We start from the raw sequence: 19,366 nt of genomic DNA, 5'->3' as shown, positions 1-19,366 counted from the left end.
GTCGCTGGAGCGGGTGGGAGGGATGCGGGGAATCTCGCTGGTGCGTGGACGTTGCACCGCTTGATGCCTTTGGGTCTTTCCTGATCACGTTGTGAGGCTTTCGTCTCGCTATGTGATATTGGAAGGGATAATTCCGGCCACTCGCTAGACTGAGCCGACCGCATTATTGAGAGCTGCGAGGAGCGCACGTGGGCCTTGTCGTGCAGAAGTACGGAGGCTCCTCCGTTGCCGATGCCGAAGGCATCAAGCGGGTTGCCAAGCGAATCGTGGAAGCCAAGAAGAACGGCCACCAGGTGGTGGTCGTGGTCTCCGCGATGGGCGACACGACGGACGAGCTGATCGATCTCGCCGAGCAGGTATCTCCGATTCCTGCCGGCCGTGAGTTCGACATGCTGCTGACCGCGGGAGAGCGGATCTCCATGGCCTTGCTGGCAATGGCGATCAAAAACCTCGGTCACGAGGCGCTGTCGTTCACCGGCAGCCAGGCGGGAGTCATCACCGACGCGGTTCACAACAAAGCGCGGATCATCGACGTCACACCGGGCCGCATCCGTGACGCGCTCGAGCTCGGGGCGGTCGCGATCGTCGCCGGCTTCCAGGGCGTGTCCCAGGAGAGCAAGGACATCACCACCCTCGGCCGGGGCGGTTCGGACACCACCGCCGTCGCGCTGGCCGCGGCCCTGGACGCCGAGGTGTGCGAGATCTACACCGACGTGGACGGCGTGTTCACCGCCGATCCGCGGGTGGTGAAGAAGGCTCGCAAGATCAACGAGATCCCGTACGAGGACATGCTGGAGCTCGCCGCGAGCGGCTCCAAGGTGCTGCACCTGCGCTGCGTGGAGTACGCGCGCCGGTACAACATCCCCATCCACGTACGGTCGTCTTTCTCCGGCCACCAGGGCACCTGGGTGCGCAACCGGCCGGAAGCGGGAGAAGGAGAAGAAGGCATGGAGCAGGCGATCATCTCGGGGGTCGCGCACGACACGTCCGAGGCCAAGGTCACGGTCGTCGGGGTGCCGGACAAGCCGGGTGAGGCCGCGGCCATCTTCCGCACCATCTCCGACGCCGAGATCAACATCGACATGGTGGTGCAGAACGTCTCCGCCGCGTCGACCGGGCTGACCGACATCTCCTTCACGCTGCCCAAGACGGACGGCCACCGGGCGATGGAGGCGCTGACCAAGGCGAAGCCGGTGATCGGCTTCGACTCGCTGCGCTACGACGACCAGATCGCCAAGATCTCCCTGATCGGTGCCGGTATGCGCACCAATCCGGGGGTCACCGCGACGTTCTTCGAGGCGCTGTCGAACGCCGGGGTCAACATCGAGCTGATCTCGACCTCCGAGATCCGCATCTCGGTCGTCACCCGCGCCGACGACGTCAAGGACGCGGTGGTGGCGGTGCACAGCGCGTTCGGCCTGGACAGCGAGAGCGACGAAGCGGTGGTCTACGGAGGGACCGGCCGATGACCCGCTCCGGCGGTGCCGTCGGTGGCGTCAAGCCGACCCTCGCGGTCGTCGGCGCCACCGGCGCCGTCGGCACCGTCATGCTTTCGATCCTCTCGGAGCGCGCCGATGTCTGGGGCGAGATCCGGCTGATCGCCTCGCCCCGCTCGGCCGGCCGGAAGCTGACCGTCCGGGGCGAGCAGGTCGAGGTTGTCGCGCTGAGCGAGGAGGCGTTCGAGGGCGTCGACGTCGCGATGTTCGACGTACCGGACGAGGTCTCCGCGCAGTGGGCGCCCATCGCGGCGAGCAAGGGCGCGGTGGTCGTCGACAACTCCGGCGCCTTCCGGATGGACCCCGACGTCCCGCTGGTGGTTCCGGAGGTGAACGCGCACGCGGCCCGTGTCCGCCCGCGCGGCATCATCTCCAACCCCAACTGCACCACGCTGTCGATGATCGTCGCGATCGGCGCGCTGCACGCCGAGTTCGGACTGAGCGAGCTGATCGTCTCCTCGTACCAGGCGGTCTCCGGTGCGGGGAAGGAAGGCATCGACACCCTGCGCGAGCAGCTCACGCAGGTCGCCGGTACGGAGCTGGGCACCCACCCCGGGGACGTACGGCGGGCGGTGGGCGACACCGGGCCGTTCCCGGCGCCGATGGCGCTCAACGTGGTGCCGTTCGCCGGTTCGCTCAAGGAGGACGGCTGGTCCTCCGAGGAGCTCAAGGTGCGGAACGAGTCCCGCAAGATCCTGGGGCTGCCGGAGCTGAGGGTCACCGCGACCTGTGTGCGGGTGCCCGTGATCACCACCCATTCGCTGGCCGTGCACGCGCGGTTCGAGAACGAGGTGACGGTCGAGGCGGCGCACGAGATCCTGGCGGGCGCCCCCGGGGTGGTGCTGTGCGACAACCCGGCCGAGGGCGAGTTCCCGACCCCCGCCGACGCCGTGGGCACCGATCCCACCTGGGTGGGCCGGGTGCGGCGGTCGCTGGACGACCCGAAGGCGCTGGAGCTGTTCGTCTGCGGCGACAACCTGCGCAAGGGCGCGGCGCTGAACACCGCGCAGATCGCGGAGGTCGTCGCGGCCGAGCTGACCGCCGCGGCCGCCGTCAGGTGAGTGGGTCCGCCGCCGGGTGAGGGCCTGTTGCCGGGGAGGGCCCACCCTCAAGTGAGAGGGACGGGCCGCCGTAAAGTGAGGGACCGTCTTAAAGTGACGTTTCAGCGGTGCGTCGCCCGACAGATGTGAATATCCTGTGTGCGATACCTGGCCTGGACGGGCTGAGCTGGGCCGTTGATCTGATCGATGTATGCGCTCCCCGCCCACTGCAACCGGCAGCGGGCGGGGAGCGTCTTTCCAGCCGCCCCGCAGTGGGTGCTGGGACAACTGGGGCATTGGGGAAGAGTTGGTGCGCATGGGGGCATTGAACGCATCGTCAAAAGCGGTGCCTCGCGCGTACAACCCTGACAGGGGGCGGCGTGTCCAACAAGCGTGGCAGAGGTATTCGGCATCGCAACGGTTTCAGGGCACGGCAGCGCGGCGGTACGCCCCCCGCGCCCGCTCACGCCAGGCGGCATGCCGGTGATCGCGCCATGGCCGACGGCCCGCCCCGCGCACATCACCACAGGGCGCGAGGACACTGACAACGCGATGGCAGCGGGCACCACAGTCGATCACCTCACCGAGACCTACCGCGCCCATTACCGGTCGCTGCTCGGTCTCGCCGCGCTCCTCCTCGACGACACCGCGTCCTGCGAGGACGTCGTGCAGGAAGCGTTCATCCGTGTGCACTCGGCGCGCAAGCGAGTCCGGGATCCCGAGAAGACCCTCGCCTATCTGCGGCAGACGGTCGTCAATCTCTCCCGCTCCGCGCTGCGTCGGCGCATTCTCGGGCTGAAGCTGCTCTCCAAGCCGATGCCCGATATGGCCAGCGCCGAGGAGGGGGCGTACGAACAGCTTGAACGCGATCAACTGATCAAGGCGATGAGGGGACTTCAGCGCCGTCAGCGCGAGGTTCTCGTGCTGCGCTACTTCGCCGATATGACCGAGGCCCAGGTGGCCGAGACGCTGGGCATATCGCTCGGCTCGGTCAAGGCGTACGGTTCGCGCGGCATCGCGGCGCTCCGCGTCGCCATGGAGGCTCCGGCATGAACCACACCACACATACGCCGGACCCGGGGGAACCCGGCCGGCGGGACGGCCATGAGCCCGAACCCAGGGAGCCGGTGGGGCCCACGGAGGCCATGGAGGCCGGGGAGGCCGGGGAGGTCACCGGGTCCGCGGGCTCCGAGGAGTCCTCTGAGCCCGGCGAGTCCCGTGAGTCCGACAACCCTGGCCAGTCCGGCAATCCTGGCGAGTCCGGCAATCCTCGCCAGTCCGGCGATTCGGCCCCGTCCGGGACGGGGCGGGTGACACCTCTCCACGCCCGGCTCGGCGACGGGTCCGGTGGTGACGGGGCCGGCGGGGACGACGAGGAGGCGCTGCGGCGGCTGCTGCACCACGCCGTCGAGGATCTCGAACCGTCCCCCGAGACCCTCGACCGGCTGCGGCGCGCCGTGCCCGCCCGCCGTGCGCGCCGGCGCCAGGCCCTGGTGGGAGCCGTGGCGACGGTGGTGCTCGGCTGCGCGGCCGTCCCGGCGCTGGTGCATGTCGCGACCACCAGCGACGGCGCCAACGACCACCCGGCCAATGCCGCCAGCAGCCACCGCACCCCCGGGGCCGACGGCGGTCGGCACGGTGAGGCCGGCGGCGGCAAGGGCTCCGACGGGCCCTCGGACACGGTCGAGCAGGACAAGGGCGACAAGGGCAAGGACAAGGGCAAGGACAAGCCGTCGAAGGAGGAGGGGAGCGGCTCCGGCGGTGCGGCCCCCGATCCCTCCAACACGCTGAACGCCACTTCCCCGACCTGTAGCCGCGCCCAGCTCACCAGCAGTGGCGCCGGGTCGGTCGGAACGGCGGACGCCGAGGGGCGGGTCTATGGGGCCTTCCGCGTCGTGAACACCTCGGACCAGACCTGCACGGTCGAGGGCAGCGGCTCGGTGGGCGCCGACGCCCAGGGTGGCGCGGACTCCTCGCGGATCTTCGTCGTCGACCATACGGCGGGGGACGCGGCGGCCGGGCTGCCCGACCCCGCCACCCAGCCGGGCACGCTCATCCTCAAGCCGGGGCAGGCGTACGAGGTCAAGTTCGCCTGGATCCCGGCGTCGGGCGGCGGCACCAGCGGCTGCTCCACCACCGGTACGCCGACCCCCGATCCGTCCACGGACGCGGCCCAGGGCGCGCCGCAGGACGACCCCAGCACGGGCGATCCGGGCAGCACCCCGGGTGGCGGCGGTGCGCCGCAGGACGCGAGCGTCCTGGTCAGCCACACCCCGGAGGCGGGCGATCCGGCCGCGGCGAGTGTGACGATCGGCGGCGCCTGCGCCGGCACGGTCTACCGCACCGGTCTGCTGGCGTCCCCCTAGAGTCCCGGAGCAGAGCAGCGGCTGAGCCCTGGGAGCAGCGGCTGGAGCACGGCAGCGGCCTTCCGGGCGCCCGCGCCCGGCGGCCTCCACGGCGGTCCCGCCAGGCAGCCTCCACAGCGGTCCCGCCCGGCGGCCGCCACGGCGGTCCGGACGTACCCCGGCGGGGTCGGGGAGGCCGGTGCGCGGGGGCGTAAGGGGCGGACCCGGCGCCGGGGCCCCGACGTCAAGCCCGTACCGTGGTGGTGTGTATCGGTTTCTGCTGACACCCCGCTGGTGGGTGATCAACGTGTTCACCCTGCTGGCGATCCCGGTCTGCCTCTTCATGGGCAGCTGGCAGCTCAGCCGCTTCGAGACGCGCGTCAACACCCACAACGAGCAGCACGACGAGACGTCCCGCGAGCAGAAGGCCGCGGCCCGGCCGCTGGGCGAGCTGCTGCCGGTCACCGCCGAGACCTCCGGCCAGCGGGCGACCGCCACCGGCCGATACGACACCGCACATCAACTCCTCGTGCCCGACCGGCGGCTGGACGGCCGCGACGGCTTCTACGTGCTGACCCTGCTGCGCGTCGACGACGGCAAGGACGGGGGCGAGGCCGGGGCCAAGGCGCTGCCCGTCGTCCGCGGCTGGCTCCCCGGCGACCCCGGCGATCCGGCGGCCACCGCCAAGGTGCCGGCACCCCCTTCCGGCGAGGTGACCGTCACCGGTGTGCTCCAGGCGTCCGAGCACCAGGGCAGCGACGGGGTGAGCGCGCGCGGCGGCCTGCCCCGGGGCCAGCTGGGCATGATCAGCGCCGCCTCCCTGGTCAACCTGGTGCCGTACCAGGTGTACGACGCGTGGGTGACCTCCGCCGAGGCTCCCGGGGCCCTGAAGCCGGTGCCCCCCAAGGTGGCGGAGGGCACCGGGCTCGACATGAAGGCGTTCCAGAACCTGGGTTACACCGGTGAGTGGTTCGTCTTCGCGGGCTTCGTGGTCTTCATGTGGTTCCGGCTGTTCCGCCGCGAGGCCGAGACGGCCCGCGATCTGGCCCTCGGCATCACGCCTGCCGAGCCGACGGCTCCGGCGGCGCCGGACGCGGACCGGACCCCAGATGACGCCGGGCGAACTCGATCTCCAAGCGCACCTGCTTGATCCGCTCCTCGACGACCAGCGAGCCATGGCCCGCGTCATAGCGGTAGACCTCATGCGGGGCGCCGCGCCGCTCGAGGCGCTCCACGTAGTTGTCGATCTGCCGTATGGGGCAGCGCGGGTCGTTCACCCCCGCCGAGATGTAGACCGGCGCCCGCACCTGATCCACATAGGTCAGCGGGGAGGAGGCCGCGAACCGCTCCGGCACCTCCTCCGGGGTGCCACCCAGCAGGGTGCGGTCCATCGCCTTCAGGGCCTCCATCTCGTCGTGGTAGGCCGTCACATAGTCCGCGACCGGGACCGCGGCCAGCCCCAGCGCCCAGGCATCCGGCTGGGTCCCGAGCCCCAGCAGGGTCAGATAGCCGCCCCATGAACCTCCGGCCAGCACCAGGCGCTCGGGGTCGGCGAGCCCGGAGGCCACCGCCCACTCCCGCACGGCCGCGATGTCCTCCAGCTCGATCAGTCCGACCCGGTGCTTGAGCGCGTCCGTCCACGCCCGCCCGTATCCGGTGGAGCCGCGGTAGTTGACCCGGACCACGGCGAAGCCGTGGTCCACCCAGGCCGCGGGGCCCGCCGCGAAGGCGTCGCTGTCATGCCACGTCGGGCCGCCGTGGATGTCGAAGACGGTCGGGAAAGGGCCCTCGCCCGCGGGCTTCTGCACCAGCGCGTGCACCCGCCCACCGGGGCCGTCCACCCAGGCGTCGGTGACCGGCACCGACTCCGGGGCCGTGAAACCGGGCGGGTCCAGCACGGTCCGCCCGCTCGTCGAGCGCACCTGGGGCGGCTTCTCGGCCGACGACCACAGGAACTCCACCGTGCCGTCCGGCCGCGCCGTGGCGCCCGAGATCGTGCCCGCCGGGGTCTCCAGGCGGGTCAGCTCGCCGGAGGCGAGGTCGTACCGCCACAGCTCGCTGCGCGCCTGATGGCTGTGCTCGACCAGCAGCGCCGATCCGTCCGGGAACCAGTCGGCCCCGACGTCACCGGGCAGATCGATGGCCAGCGCGGTCTCCGCGCCGGTCAGCGGATCCCACACCATGGGCTCCCACCGGCCGCGCCGCTGGTGCCCGACCAGCAGCCGGGTGTCCCCCTCGACGGGTGCGAAGCCCATCACGGACAGGCCCAGCTCCTCGGTGCCGCCCTTGGTGTCGTCCAGCTCCGCGACGGCCGTCCCGTCCAGCCGCACCACCCGGATCGCGGAGTGCATCGCGTCGCCGTGCTCGGTGTGCTCGACCGCGATCAGCGTCCCGTCATGGGAGAGATCGCCCACTCCGGCGGACTCGCGGTGCCGGTAGATCTCCTCGGGCTCGCCGCCCGGCCGCACCACATGGATGGTCGAGCCGTCCTCGTCGGTGGACCGGCCGACCACCGCCGTGCCGTCGCGGCCCAGCGCGAGCCCCGCGGGGTAGGAGGGCTCGAGGCCGGGGGCCGCGGGCTCGTCGGCCGGGCGCTCGCCCCCTTCGCCGCCGCTGAACGGCTGGCGCAGCCATACCCCGAACTCATCGCCGTCGGTGTCCGAGAACCACCAGATCCACTGGCCGTCCGGGGACAGGACCCCGTCCGTCGTGCCGTTCGGCCGGTCCGTGACCTGCCGCTGCGCACCCGTCGCCCGGTCCCATGCGTACAGCTCGTACGTGCCCGTGGCGTTCGAGACGAACAGCGAGCGGTCCGGGGCCTCCTCCGCCCAGTCGGGCAGCCCCACTCGCGGCGCTCGGAAGCGCTTCTCCCAGTCCGGCATGGACTCCGTGCTCTCAGTCATGCCCACCATTCTGCGCCGCACCCCGACATGCGCGCTGGCGTCGCCCTGCGCCTGTGGATAACGTTCCCGGCGGGATGGACCGCGGCCGCACACCGAGGGGGAGCCGATGGCCGACATAGGCGTGACGGTGGAGACGTACTGGGCGACGGCCCAGGCCAGGGACTGGCGGGCATTCGGCGCCACCCTCGCCGACGACGTCCGCTACGAGCTGCCGCAGACCCGCGAGCGGGTGCTCGGCCGGGACGGAGTGGTCCGCTTCAACGCCGAGCACGTCGGCGAGTGGAGCCTGGAGATCGAGCGCGTCGTCGCCGACGGCGCGCAGGCGGTCTCCTGGGTGCGCTTCAGCGTGGACGAGGAGGAGACGCAGGCGATCAGCTTCTTCACCGCCGCGCCGGACGGCCGGATCCAGACGATCACCGACTTCTGGCCGGCGCCGTACGAGCCCCCGCGCGAGCGCGATCACCTCGTCGAACGCTTCTGACCGGGCCTGGCCATCTCTGGCCCACACCACCCTCCCGTTCGCCCCCGTCCCCTCCCGTTCGCCCCGTTCCCTCCCCTCGCCATCCCCTCCGGGCACTACCTCAGCAGCACCGGCAGCTCCTCCACGCCGTAGACGATGGAGAGCTTGCGGAACGAGAGCTTCTCCGCCGGTACCGCGAGCCGCATCTCCGGGAACCGCCGGACGAGCGCGGGATAGGCGGCCCGCAGTTCCATCTTGGCCAGCTCGGCGCCTATGCAGCGGTGGATGCCGTGTCCGAAGGCCAGATGCGAAGGGGCCTGCCGGTACGGGTCGACCCGCTCCATGTCCGGACCCAGCTTCTCGTCCCGGTTGGCCCCGCTCAGCGAGCACAGCACGAGGTCACCGGTGGATATCCGGGTGCCCGCGATCTCCATGTCCTCGCGGGCGAACCGCGGGAAGGCCACCTGCACCACCGTGAGGTAGCGCAGCAGCTCCTCCACGAACTGGTCCACCACATCGTCCTGGTCGCGTATCGCCGCGAAGTGCTCGGGGGCCTGGAGCAGCACCAGCGTGCCGAGTGCCAGCATGCTCGCGGTCGTCTCCAGACCGCCGGTCAGTACCCCGTCGGCGAGCCCGGCCAGCTCCTGGTCGTCGAGTTCGTCGCCGTGCTCCTTCACCAGCATGCCGAGCAGCCCGTCGCCGGGCTTCTCCCGCTGCTTCCGGACGATTCCGTGCAGATAGGTAAGGGAGTCCGACATCGCGCCGAAGGAGGCGTTCGCCCCGCTGAACAGGTCGAACCGCGCCGTGCTGTGGCGCTGGAAGTCATCGCGGTCCTCGTACGGGACGCCGAGCAGCTCGCAGATGACCAGCGCGGGGATGGGAAGGGCGAACGCCTGTACGAGGTCCACCGGGCCCTCGGCCGTGGCCATCTCGTCGAGGCGCTCCTCCACGATGGAGTGGATGCGCGGGGTGAGCCTGCTGAGCCGCCGCATGGTGAATTCCGGCGTCAGCAGGCGTCGCAGTCTCGTATGCGTCGGTGGATCGCTGAAGCCGAGACCGCCTGGATTCTGCTGCGGGGCGACGCCGATGTTCCGTTCTGCGAGGTTGGTGAAATCGGAGCTGAACCCCTTCGCTTTCCCGAGCACCGCCTTGGTCTCGTCATATCCGGTGACAAGCCAGGCATTGATCCCGAAAGGCAGCCATATCTTGCTGATGGGTTCCTTTGCCCTGGTTCGGGACAGGTCGGCCACGGGGTCGAGACCGTCGCGGCGCAGCGGCGCCAGCGTGGCGTCCGGGAGGAACGACATCTTGGACAGATCGAAGCCGTTCTTCTGGATTCTCGAAAAATACTTGCGGCCCAGCCAGGAAACGATGTTTGAGCGGAGATTCGACATGGGCGCAATACTGCCCTGCCGCGGCCGATCGGCCACGCCCCGGTGTCGGACGTGCCCCGGTGTGATGCGCCACAACGGGCCCGCTCCCTCCCCGGGGCGCGCCGAGGGCCATCAAGGTGGCGCCGAACGCGAAATCGGAGGAAAGTGGAGATATCGGGCCTGAAGCGCGAGCGATGACGGCTGCCCGCGGGACGTCCGCGGCGTCCCCGGGGAAACGAGTGAGGTGAGCGGCCTTGCGGGAGAGGTTCCGTGCCGTCCAGGGCGCGCCGTGCTGGGTGAGTCTCATGGCGGCGGACCTGAACCGCGCGCACGCCTTCTACGGAGAGCTCTTCGGATGGGGCTTCCGTCCCACCCGGCAGGGTCACGGCCGTTACACCATCGCGTACACCGAGGGAGGCGTACCGACCGTCGGCATCGGCGGCTCGTCCCCGTCGGCGGGTGTGGCCCTCCCGGTCACCTGGACCACGTACTTCGCGGCGGACAGCGCGGACGAGGTGGCCTCGCGCATCCAGGAGCGCGGGGGCACGGTCGCGGTCGGGCCGCTGGAGTTCGGCAGCGGCCGGGTGGCCTGGGCGGCCGACCCGGACGGGGCCAACTTCGGCATCTGGGAGGGCGATCTGACCTCCGCCTGGTGGGGCGAGCGCAGACCCGGCGCGCCCGTATGGCTGGAGCTGCGCACCCGCGACGCCTTCGAGGCGGCGCTCTTCTACGGGCAGGTCTTCGGCTGGGACAGCCATGAGCGGGAGCGCTGCGACGTCCGCTTCGAACACGACCGGGTGGTCCTCCATATCGACGGTAAGGCGGTCGCCGGGCTGCGCGGCGGCGCCATCGAGGCCGCCCCGGACCCGAACGTCCGGCCCCGCTGGCGGGTCTACTTCTGTGTGAAGGACGTCGACGAGGTGGCCGGACGCGGCGTGGAGCTCGGCGGCGGCGTGCTCTCCCAGCCCATCGACACCCCCTATGGGCGCATCGCGGCGCTGCGCGACCCGGAGGGCGGGATCTTCTATGTGGCGGCCGTCAAGAAGTTGCCCGACGCCGGGGATTCCGCGGACCGGAGCTGAGCGTCCACGGCCTCGACGGCGGTATGCGGTGCCGCCTAACATCGGAGGTACGGCATCGCGTGTCGGTCACCGGCCGGGTGAGGCATGGAGGTGCCCGTGAGATTGCCTTACGGAGGCATTCCACAGTGTCAGTCGAGTTGAACCACACGATCGTCCACTCTCTGGACAACCACGCATCCGCGGAGTTCCTGGCGAACATCCTCGGCCTCGAAGTGGGAGAAGCGTGGGGGCCGTTCGTTCCGGTGGAGACCAGTAACGGCGTCACCCTGGACTTCGCCACCATCCCCGGCGAGTCGATCGTCATGCAGCACTACGCGTTCCTCATCTCGGACGAGGAGTTCGACGCGGCCTTCGCGCGGATCCGGGAGCAGGGGGTCACGTACTACGCCGATCCCCATCTGAAGCAGCCGGGCGAGATCAACCATCATTACGGCGGGCGCGGGCTGTATTTCCTGGACCCGGCCGGTCATGGCATGGAGATCATCACCCGCCCGTACGGCAACGAGGAGTAGTTCCGGGCGACGGGCGACCCTGAACCAACGGTGACGGGCCGGGGCGTATGGCGTCCCGGCCGTCTTCGTGGCCGCTTGCGCAGCGGTCAGTCCTCGTGCGCGGGCGGGTCCCGGCGCTCTCGCCACTCCCGGACGATCTCGTCGATGTCGAAGGGGGCGAGATTGAGCGGCGGGCCGGGCGGGGGCCGCCGGATCGCCTCACGGATCTTGTCATTGACGTCCGCGAGGATCTCCCGCACCACCCGCTCCGACGGTGCCTTCTCGACGGCGGCGAGCGCGTCCTCCGCCTCTTTGCGCAGCACGAGTGTCGGGGGCAGGAACGACAGATTCTCGCGGGCCATCTTCTCCTTGACCCACCACAGATCGTCATAGGGCCTGTTGAGGCCGGGGAGAGGCTTTCCCTTGCCGGGGAGGTCGGCGAACGCGCCGCGTTCCTCCGCCTCGCGGATCTGCCGGTCGGCCCAGGTCTCGAAGCTGATGCCCGGAGGCTTGCGCTCGGTCACCCTCGCATTGTCTCTCGGGCGGCGCGAAAGGTGCTACAGGGCGCGGACGGGCAGCGGTCCCGGCGCGTCCGGCCGGGGGCGGGGGTGCCGGTCCCCGGCATGGGCATGAGCGCGGACGCCGCCCTCCCGGCGAGGACACGGGCGGGACCGGAGGCGGAGATCCGGCCCTGCGTCTACTGCGATGCCTGCTGGGGCGAGGCGCACGCGGGCCGCACCACGGCTTGCCCGGTCGACCCGGGCTGGGGACGCGGCGGCCGAGCCTCGTCGGTCGGCGCGTCCCCCGTACCTCCCTCGCGGTTCACCGCCCTGGGCTCCGGCGCCGCCGGCCTCCAGGGAGCCGACGAGGCGGCGGGAGGAGGCCATCAGGTGGTCCTGCTGGGACACTGGCCGCACACCACGCTCCGGCTGTCCGTACCGTCGGCGACGCCACCACGCCCAGGGACCTGCCGGCCGCCCTCCAGGGGACCCGCACGGTCACCGACGCGCTCGACGACCAGGGGTAAGGCCGTCCCGGGGGCCGGAGACCGGGATCAGAGGTTGACGCCGAAGTCGGAGGCGATGCCCGCCAGACCCGAGGCGTACCCCTGGCCGACCGCGCGGAACTTCCACTCCGCGCCATGGCGGTAGAGCTCGCCGAAGACCATCGCCGTCTCGGTCGCCGCGTCCTCGCTCAGGTCGTAGCGGGCGAGTTCGGCGTTGTCGGCCTGGTTGACCACCCGGATGAAGGCGTTGCGGACCTGGCCGAAGCTCTGGCCGCGGCTGTCGGCGTCGTGGATGGAGACCGGGAAGACGATCCTGGCGATCTCGGCGGGCACCGCGGCCAGGTTGACCTTGATGGCCTCGTCATCGCCCTCGCCCTCACCGGTCAGGTTGTCGCCGGTGTGCTCGACCGAACCGTCGGGGCTGGTGAGGTTGTTGTAGAAGACGAAGTGCTGGTTGGACGCCACCTTCCCGGCCTCGTCGCACAGCAGGGCGCTCGCGTCGAGGTCGTAGTCGGTGCCCGTCGTCGTCCGCACGTCCCAGCCCAGGCCGACGACGACCGCGCTCAGGCCCGGCGCCTCCTTGCTCAGCGAGACATTGCCGCCTTTGGACAGGGAAACTCCCACGATCTCCTCCTGGTACTCGATGGACCGGTCTCCAAAATCTACAACACTGTAGAAGTTGGCGGAGCCGGAGGCGCGGGAGCCGGTGCGAGAGCCGGCGCGAGATTGGCGGGGGGCGGGGGATTGGCGTGATCCGGCGGGAGCGCACAGCGCACACGTACGATCGGACGAATGCGTCCCTCTCCCGCCGACCTCGTCCGCGAATTCCACCTGGCCTTCGGCCTCGACGCCCGTACGACCCCCACCGAGGTCCCACCGCAACTCGCCGCCCACCGCCAGAACCTGCTGGCCGAGGAGTGCGCCGAAGTAGCCGAGGCGAGCGCCCACGGCACCCTCGACCACCTCGCCCATGAGCTGGCCGACGTCGTCTACGTCGCCTACGGCACCGCCCTGGTCCACGGCATCGACCTCGACGCGGTGATCGCCGAGATCCACCGGGCCAACATGACCAAACTCGGCCCCGACGGCCGCCCCACCCTGCGCGCCGACGGCAAGGTCCTCAAGGGCGACCACTACCAGGCCCCCGACATCCCGGCCGTCCTGCGCCGCCAGGGCTGGCCGGGCCGGCCGGGCACGGCCGAATAGGCCCCGCCGATGGAGATCGCCGACCCGACCCCAGCCGAGCGCCGCGTCTGTGCGGCGTTCCCGCTGGGCGAGGGCGTCGATCTGCGCGAAAGCGCCGATGACGACCCGGCAGCCGGTGCGGCATGGGGTCCCGAGCGGACCGTACGGGCCGAGGTGCTGCGGGCATTGCTGGTCGGCGGGGAGAGCCGGAGCGGGGAGATAGCGGGGCTGAAGCTGGCGGGTGCGCGCATCACCGGGCGCCTCGACCTCCGATACGGGGTGGTCCAGCACTCCATACGGCTGCGCTCCTGCCACTTCACCGAAGGCCCGATGCTCTACGGGGCGCAGCTGCGCGCCCTGGTGCTCAGCGATTCCGTGCTGCCCGCCCTCACCGCGGGAGCGCTCCGCGTCGAGGGGGTGCTGCGGATGAGCCGCTGCCGTATCGCGGGCCCCGTAAGGCTCGCGGGATCCCAGATCGCCGGGGCGATCTTCCTCGACGGAGCGCGTCTGGGCGTCTCCCCGGAAGCCCCTGACGGACCCGACAACCCCGATGGATCGCACACCGCACCCAGTGGGCAGCACACCCCTGGCACCCCGGACCCCGACACACTCCAGGAGCCGGCGCTGGAGCTCAACCATGTGGTCGTGGGCAACGACATAGCCGCCGCCGGGCTCGTGTCCCACGGCCAGGTCCGGCTGAACGGGGCCGCCGTCACCGGTGAGGTCAATCTCGACGACGCCGTACTGCACCACCCCGGCCACAACGCCCTGCACGCCGAGACCCTGTCGGTCGGCACCGACCTGCGCGCGATGCGGCTGCGCGCCCATGGCCGCGTCAACATCAGCGGCGCCAGAATCCCCCGTCACCTGAACCTCGCCTACGCCCGGCTCTCCAACCCCGGCGGCCAGGCCCTGCGCGCCAGCAGCTGTGTGATAGGTGAGCTGTGGCTGCGCGCGGCCGCCCCGATCGAGGGCACGGTGAACCTCCGTGGCTGCCAGGCCGATCTGCTGCACATCGCCCCGGAGACCTGGCCCGACCGGGTCAGGATCGACGGCCTCAGCTATCGCAGACTCACTCCCGACCTCCCCGCCGAACAGCGTCTGCCGCTGCTGGAGCGCGAGGAGTCGGGCTATCTGCCGTACGCCTACGAGCAGTTGACCGCCGCCTACCGCACTGCGGGCGACGACGCCGCCGCCCGCACCGTCCAACTCGCCAAGCTCCGCAGGCACCGCCGCACCCTCCCCCCGTACGCCAGGGCCTGGGGCCACCTCCAGGACATCACCGTCGGCTACGGCTTCCGTCCCCTGCGCGCCGCCGGATGGCTGTTGGCCCTCCTCCTCACCGGCGCCATCGCCTTCACCCTGGACCGGCCCCGTCCCCTGAAGGCGGATGAGGCCCCCGATTTCAACCCCGTCTTCTACACCGTGGACCTGCTGCTGCCGATCACCGATTTCGGTCAGCAGTCGGCCTTCGCACCACAGGGCTGGTGCCAGTGGCTCTCCTACACCCTCATCGTCACCGGCTGGATCCTGGCCACCACCATCGCGGCGGGCATCACCCGCTCACTGAGTCGGCCATAGCGGTCGGCCGGCGTGGCTGAAATGCTGTGCGGATGCGGAACACAACACCGGAGGGGGCGGCCGCGGAGGCCGTGGAGTGGGCGGAAGGGGCGCACCGCAACGTCGTCGGCCTCGCGATGATGCTCGGGGTGGCGCCCGCGCGGTACGCGGAGGACGCCTTGGCGCTCATGCCCGGCCTTCAGCACTATGTGGACCGGCTGCCGCTCGGTGAATTCGAGCAGTCGGACTGGATCACGCTGCACACGGACCTGACCTCCTACCTGGGCGATGTGCTGGTACGACGCCATGGAGCGGCCTGGAAGAGAGTCGGCGACCGGAGCTCCCCGGCCGGTTACCGCTATCTCATCGAGACCGAGGGCCGCGATGGACAGACCCACCGGGTGGAGCCGTACGACGTCGTGATGGAGGAGTTCCAGCACCTCCCCATCGACATCGCACGGATGCTGGCCAACGCGGAGGCCGTGCTGGGGCTGGCCGCGAGGTGAAGAGACCGAGACAAGCATGTCCTTCTTGATGCGGGCGCCGCGGGAATGCGCCTCGTGGGAATGGGAATTGGACGCCTTCGCCGCCCCCGGTCTGGAGCCGGCGCTGATGACGGCGGCGCGGATGTCGGCCGTGCTGAGGGAGCACGGGCTGTTGGAGGCGGACGTCCTGGAGTGGATGTGGTTCGTCCATGGCGTCGGCGGCATCGGCGTGCTCACGCGGCTGCCGGTCATGGGCCGGTTCGACGCGGCGGAACTGGCCCGGCGGGTCCGGCGGAGCCGCCCCGTGGGGTACCCGGACGCCCAGGTCGGACCCATCGCCGTCACCGGTAAGGGCACATGGTTCGACGCCGAGGGCGGGGAGCGGCGTGAGCGCGATCTCGTCGTGCTGACGGTCGACCCGGACGACCACGCTCTGACGGCGGCCGTCGAGGTGTTCCACGACATCTGGGGCCGCTACGACTTCCGGGGCGTCCCCCACCCGGACGTCCAGCGGCGCAACGCGCCCCGCCTGGCCGCGGCCCTGCGGGCCCTCGACTCCCTGCTCGGCACCTCCGCCCGGCCCGGCCAACCCACATACTTCGGATGTGCCGAGGGCTATGGCATCGCCGAACCCGACGAGATCGACGGCCTCGGCCCCGACCTCACCGACCAGCTCTGAGAGATGCGGGTAGCAACACCTTTCACACAGCAGCACCTTTCAGACAGCAGCGCCACTCATACGGCAGCGCCGCTCAGAAAAGCAGCGCCGCTCAGACAGCAGCGTCCGCGACAAGACCATCGGCCTGCTCCAGGAACGCGGCGACGCCCGGTGCCTGCCGGTACGGATCGAAACGCTTGCGCAGCCGGGCGATCCGGCGAAAGGCCCGCGGGGAATGCAGCTGACGTGTCAGCCGCACCGCCTCGAGACCGTGCCGTGCGGCCTCCTCCGGCTCGTCCTTCGACAGATTGGCATGCGCGAGAATCCCGGTGTTGATGGCCCGTCGGCGTATATGTGTCGCGGGCAGATCGCGCAATGCGGCCATCGCGTACTCACTGGCCTTCTTCGGCTGGTTGAGATCCCTGAAGCAGTGCGCGAAGGCATCCGCCAGATATGCCTCCTTGAAATACCGCAGATACGGCGGTGAATCATGGGCCGGGCCCGACCGGCCGAAGTGCCGTTCCGCCTCCGACAGCGCCCGGCCGCAGGCTCGGGCGTCGCCCATCCGGGCGTGGCCGCGCGCTTCGACCACCCAGGACACCGCGATGCCGAGGGGCTCGCCGTTCTGCCGGCCCCCGGCCCGAGCCGCCTCGGCCAGCTGCACCGCCTCGGCCGGATGCTCGGCGTAGAGCGCGAGATGGCCCATGTGCGTGGCCATCACCTGCGCTCCGTAATGCCGTGAATCGGCGGCGCTGGCCAGGGCGAGAGCCTGGATGTAGTAGCGCTCGGCGAGATTCAGCTGATTGCAGTCGATGGCCATATAGCCCGCCGATGCGGTGAACTCCGCGGCGGTCTGCAACAGTGCCCGGCCCACCGTGTCCGTACGGGATTTCTTCAGCAGCGGCCCGACGTCGTAGCGCAGGTAGTTCACCATGTGCCGGCGGATCCGCTGTGACCCGAACTCATGGCTGAGCCGCTCGAATTCATCGCCCAGCGCGCGTACTTCGCGCACGTCGGCCATCGTCACCCGGGTGGACCTGCTGTGCTGACTGAGGTCTTCGCGCGGGCTGCCGATGAGCCAGTCGCGGCTGGCGACCGATACGGCTCCGGCGGCGAAGACCGAGTCCGTGAGAAACCCGCGGCGTTCCACGTCATACCTCCACAAGCGGGTGACCGTTTCTACGGCGCATCCCAGGGTTCTGGGATAGCGGAGGCCGATCGTCTGGTCCTCGGATGCCATTTCCATGCCGAGGTCGCGAGGTGTCACCGTGCGTCCGATGTGGTGCGAGAACACCTGGGCGAGAAGCGTCGGGGTCGGATCTCTGGGAACCGAACCGGACAGCCAGCGAGCGACGGACGTGTGGTCACAGAGCACGCTGAGCCCCTGCGTGGCCGCGAGTTCACTCACCCGCCGGGCCAGCCCCTTGCGCGAGAACCGCGCTTCGGCGAGTAAGGCCTCGAGCTGGTGATTGGGCTCTCGGCGATTGCTCATGACGCCCCCGATCGAGTTCCTCCGGTGGAACTCATGCTAGGAGTCGATGGCGGCTTTACTAAGCCTTTACCCGAAGTGCGCCCGCTTCGGGCCCCCGGTGTACCCACGGTCCGCCGCGGCGCACCTGTGCCCATCCCGGCACCACGCCCTCCAATGGTAGGCGGCCACCTGGACGTGATGGCGCGCCAGGAACGCAACCGGGGGTGGAGACGCAGTGAACGGGGAAGCGTGCACCAGTCAGTTGATACGCCGATGGCTCTTCCGGATCGCCCTTCAGCTCGTATGCGCTGGCCCATCGTCTTTCGACCGCTCGTCGATGCTCCAGGCACTGCTGCTGGAGCTCACCGCAAGGGCCGCGACCCGCCCGGGGCGGAGCGATGCCTAACGCCGCACGGGCGCGCCCCGGCGCGATCATGGACAAATGCGCAGGGGAGCCCGTCATGCACCACGGACAGCCGACCGGGAGCACGCCCCCGGAGAAAGATCAGCGAGGCGAAGCCGAGGACGAGACGGTACGGCGGCACCGGTGGCCACGATGACGACGGGGTCACACCGCCGGATCGGCGGCGGGGATGTGTCACACGTCACCCGAACGCACCGGAGGCCCCTCTCGTACGAGAGGGGCCTCCGGCCTGTTCCTTCAGTCGGGGTGGCGGGCTTTGAACCCACGACCTCTTCGTCCCGAATTAGGTTCGGGTGAGATCGTTACCTGCGCAGGCGTCGCTTGCCCTGTTCAGCGGGCTGGCATCAGTCAGTTTCGCGTGCTCTCGGGGGGCTCAGGAAGGGGGTCGGCTCCCGATTGGCTCCCAAGGAAGCTCAGCCCAGGAGCAGTGCATGGCGAGCACGGATCCACCCGGACGACCGAGACAAGGACGGCGTCGCTCTTGTGGTTGCGGATTGGTTTTGATTACGTGATGCCGAGAGTATTGGGCGGCCCGGTGGTGTTGCGGGAGTGCTTGCGGAGGCCGACGGCAATGCCGCTTCCGACCAGGCGGATGCGCCGATGGCAAGGTTGCGCAGTGCGGCCATGGCCGTGGGTGTGGTTCCGGCCCTGACGCGGGACGGGCGAAGGCCGTGCGTGGTGCAGCCGCTCGCGACGTGGATTCGTGCCATTAAAACCGGCCAGGTCGGCGTCGTACTCAGCGGCGGGTCGGGCTCGGCACCGAGTTCTCAGACTCGGCTATCGGGCCGTTCGTGCTGGTCATCTGAAGTGGAGATCCTGTCCCGCCCAGGAAGGAACCCTGGATGCCGGGTGCCTGACTACAGATTGACAAGGAGGGCAGCGGATACTCGGAACAGTAACTGCCGGGCCTGGCGCACACGCCCTGCTTCTTCAGCCATGATGCTCACATGGCCACCATCCAGTCCGCAGCCGAGATCGCACCGCTCCTGGAGCGACTCAAAGGGAAGAAGATCGCCATGCTCCAGGTGCTCGGCGTCAACTCGCTCAAGTCCGTTTCGCCGCTTCCAGAAGCGCTCGTAGGGGAGGCGGTGACAGAGGTGGACGTCGTTGAGCGCATCATCAACATACACACGGCCGGCCACCGTATCTCGTTCGATCTGCAGCGTACGGGTCGGGTCGTACCGCTCGAATCTGCTGAGCCCTACCGGCTTGCTGCCGGGGCCAGCCGCCCTACCGTCCGCCTCCTCATGGCCGACGGCTCGGGCCTAGACCTGACCGAACCGGCCAAGACGAAGCGGATCACGGTCACGATCGTGACCAGGTCTGACTGACTTTGCCGCACCGAACGACCTGCTTTCCAGGCGGCCTCGATGCAGCTACTCTCGAC

General features: G+C 70.1%; 18 protein-coding genes. 13 read left to right on the top strand and 5 right to left on the bottom strand.

Translation table 11 applies throughout. The annotated features are described in order from the left end of the window. Positions 1–188 precede the first annotated feature (188 nt). From N6H00_RS19530 to N6H00_RS19510, 5 genes are all read left to right on the top strand, one after another. Complete coding sequence (locus N6H00_RS19530; RefSeq protein WP_030829846.1) at positions 189–1,469, top strand: aspartate kinase; 1,281 nt, start codon at positions 189–191, stop codon at positions 1,467–1,469. Further along, on the top strand, positions 1,466–2,557 hold the full coding sequence (locus tag N6H00_RS19525) for an aspartate-semialdehyde dehydrogenase (protein ID WP_268973069.1): 1,092 nt from the start codon (positions 1,466–1,468) through the stop codon (positions 2,555–2,557). The genes N6H00_RS19530 and N6H00_RS19525 overlap by 4 nt, the downstream gene beginning before the upstream one ends. Positions 2,558–3,013: 456 nt before the next feature. Beyond that, on the top strand, positions 3,014–3,589 hold the full coding sequence (locus tag N6H00_RS19520; protein ID WP_268977043.1) for a SigE family RNA polymerase sigma factor: 576 nt from the start codon (positions 3,014–3,016) through the stop codon (positions 3,587–3,589). Further along, a complete protein-coding gene (locus N6H00_RS19515) occupies positions 3,586–4,902 on the top strand; it encodes a hypothetical protein (protein ID WP_268973068.1) in 1,317 nt (438 codons plus the stop codon). The genes N6H00_RS19520 and N6H00_RS19515 overlap by 4 nt, the downstream gene beginning before the upstream one ends. A gap of 244 nt (positions 4,903–5,146) precedes the next feature. Further along, a complete protein-coding gene (locus N6H00_RS19510; RefSeq protein WP_268973067.1) occupies positions 5,147–6,031 on the top strand; it encodes an SURF1 family protein in 885 nt (294 codons plus the stop codon). Here N6H00_RS19510 and N6H00_RS19505 read toward each other — a convergent pair. Beyond that, positions 5,937–7,784, bottom strand: coding sequence for a S9 family peptidase (locus tag N6H00_RS19505; RefSeq protein WP_268973066.1), 1,848 nt, complete (start codon positions 7,782–7,784; stop codon positions 5,937–5,939). The two genes, N6H00_RS19510 and N6H00_RS19505, sit on opposite strands and share 95 nt — an antisense overlap. 106 nt (positions 7,785–7,890) lie before the next feature. On the opposite strand from N6H00_RS19505, the gene N6H00_RS19500 reads away from it, so the two are divergent. Next, complete coding sequence (locus tag N6H00_RS19500; protein ID WP_268973065.1) at positions 7,891–8,265, top strand: nuclear transport factor 2 family protein; 375 nt, start codon at positions 7,891–7,893, stop codon at positions 8,263–8,265. A 95-nt stretch (positions 8,266–8,360) separates the two neighbouring features. Here N6H00_RS19500 and N6H00_RS19495 read toward each other — a convergent pair whose 3' ends face one another. Further along, positions 8,361–9,638: a cytochrome P450 gene (locus N6H00_RS19495; protein WP_268973064.1), complete on the bottom strand. Its 1,278-nt coding sequence runs from the start codon at positions 9,636–9,638 to the stop codon at positions 8,361–8,363. Between the two features lie 284 nt (positions 9,639–9,922). Between N6H00_RS19495 and N6H00_RS19490 the strand changes: the two genes are divergently transcribed. Together N6H00_RS19490 and N6H00_RS19485 are read left to right on the top strand one after the other, a co-directional pair. Further along, entirely contained in the window at positions 9,923–10,699 is a 777-nt protein-coding gene (locus tag N6H00_RS19490) for a VOC family protein (protein WP_268977042.1), read from the top strand. A gap of 125 nt (positions 10,700–10,824) precedes the next feature. After that, positions 10,825–11,211, top strand: coding sequence for a VOC family protein (locus tag N6H00_RS19485; RefSeq protein ID WP_268973063.1), 387 nt, complete (start codon positions 10,825–10,827; stop codon positions 11,209–11,211). Between the two features lie 86 nt (positions 11,212–11,297). Here the strand turns inward: N6H00_RS19485 and N6H00_RS19480 are convergent, their stop codons facing one another. Both N6H00_RS19480 and N6H00_RS19475 read right to left on the bottom strand, forming a co-directional pair. Continuing rightward, positions 11,298–11,714 carry a J-domain-containing protein gene (locus N6H00_RS19480; protein ID WP_268973062.1) on the bottom strand — a complete coding sequence of 139 codons (417 nt, stop codon included), beginning with the start codon at positions 11,712–11,714 and terminating at the stop codon, positions 11,298–11,300. Positions 11,715–12,244: 530 nt separating this feature from the next. Then, positions 12,245–12,820, bottom strand: a complete 576-nt coding sequence (locus N6H00_RS19475; RefSeq protein ID WP_268973061.1) for a TerD family protein — start codon at positions 12,818–12,820, stop codon at positions 12,245–12,247. Between the two features lie 168 nt (positions 12,821–12,988). On the opposite strand from N6H00_RS19475, the gene N6H00_RS19470 reads away from it, so the two are divergent. The 4 genes from N6H00_RS19470 to N6H00_RS19455 are packed head-to-tail and all read left to right on the top strand — an operon-like array spanning position 12,989 to position 16,105. Further along, positions 12,989–13,402, top strand: coding sequence for a MazG nucleotide pyrophosphohydrolase domain-containing protein (locus tag N6H00_RS19470; protein WP_268973060.1), 414 nt, complete (start codon positions 12,989–12,991; stop codon positions 13,400–13,402). 9 nt (positions 13,403–13,411) lie between these two features. Next, entirely contained in the window at positions 13,412–14,962 is a 1,551-nt protein-coding gene (locus tag N6H00_RS19465; protein WP_268973059.1) for a membrane-associated oxidoreductase, read from the top strand. Between the two features lie 32 nt (positions 14,963–14,994). Further along, positions 14,995–15,447, top strand: a complete 453-nt coding sequence (locus N6H00_RS19460; RefSeq protein ID WP_268973058.1) for a hypothetical protein — start codon at positions 14,995–14,997, stop codon at positions 15,445–15,447. Between the two features lie 16 nt (positions 15,448–15,463). Continuing rightward, positions 15,464–16,105, top strand: coding sequence for a hypothetical protein (locus tag N6H00_RS19455; protein WP_268973056.1), 642 nt, complete (start codon positions 15,464–15,466; stop codon positions 16,103–16,105). A 91-nt stretch (positions 16,106–16,196) separates the two neighbouring features. On the opposite strand, the gene N6H00_RS19450 is transcribed toward N6H00_RS19455, so the two are convergent. Then, positions 16,197–17,576, bottom strand: coding sequence for a transcriptional regulator (locus N6H00_RS19450; protein ID WP_268973055.1), 1,380 nt, complete (start codon positions 17,574–17,576; stop codon positions 16,197–16,199). A gap of 1,350 nt (positions 17,577–18,926) precedes the next feature. Between N6H00_RS19450 and N6H00_RS19445 the strand changes: the two genes are divergently transcribed. Beyond that, positions 18,927–19,310: a hypothetical protein gene (locus N6H00_RS19445; RefSeq protein ID WP_268973054.1), complete on the top strand. Its 384-nt coding sequence runs from the start codon at positions 18,927–18,929 to the stop codon at positions 19,308–19,310. Positions 19,311–19,366 lie beyond the last annotated feature (56 nt).

This window comes from Streptomyces sp. S465, from assembly GCF_026898115.1.
GTDB lineage: Bacteria > Actinomycetota > Actinomycetes > Streptomycetales > Streptomycetaceae > Streptomyces > Streptomyces luomodiensis.
Note: the sequence above shows the minus strand (reverse complement) of the source record. Positions and strands in the feature narration are given on the sequence as shown.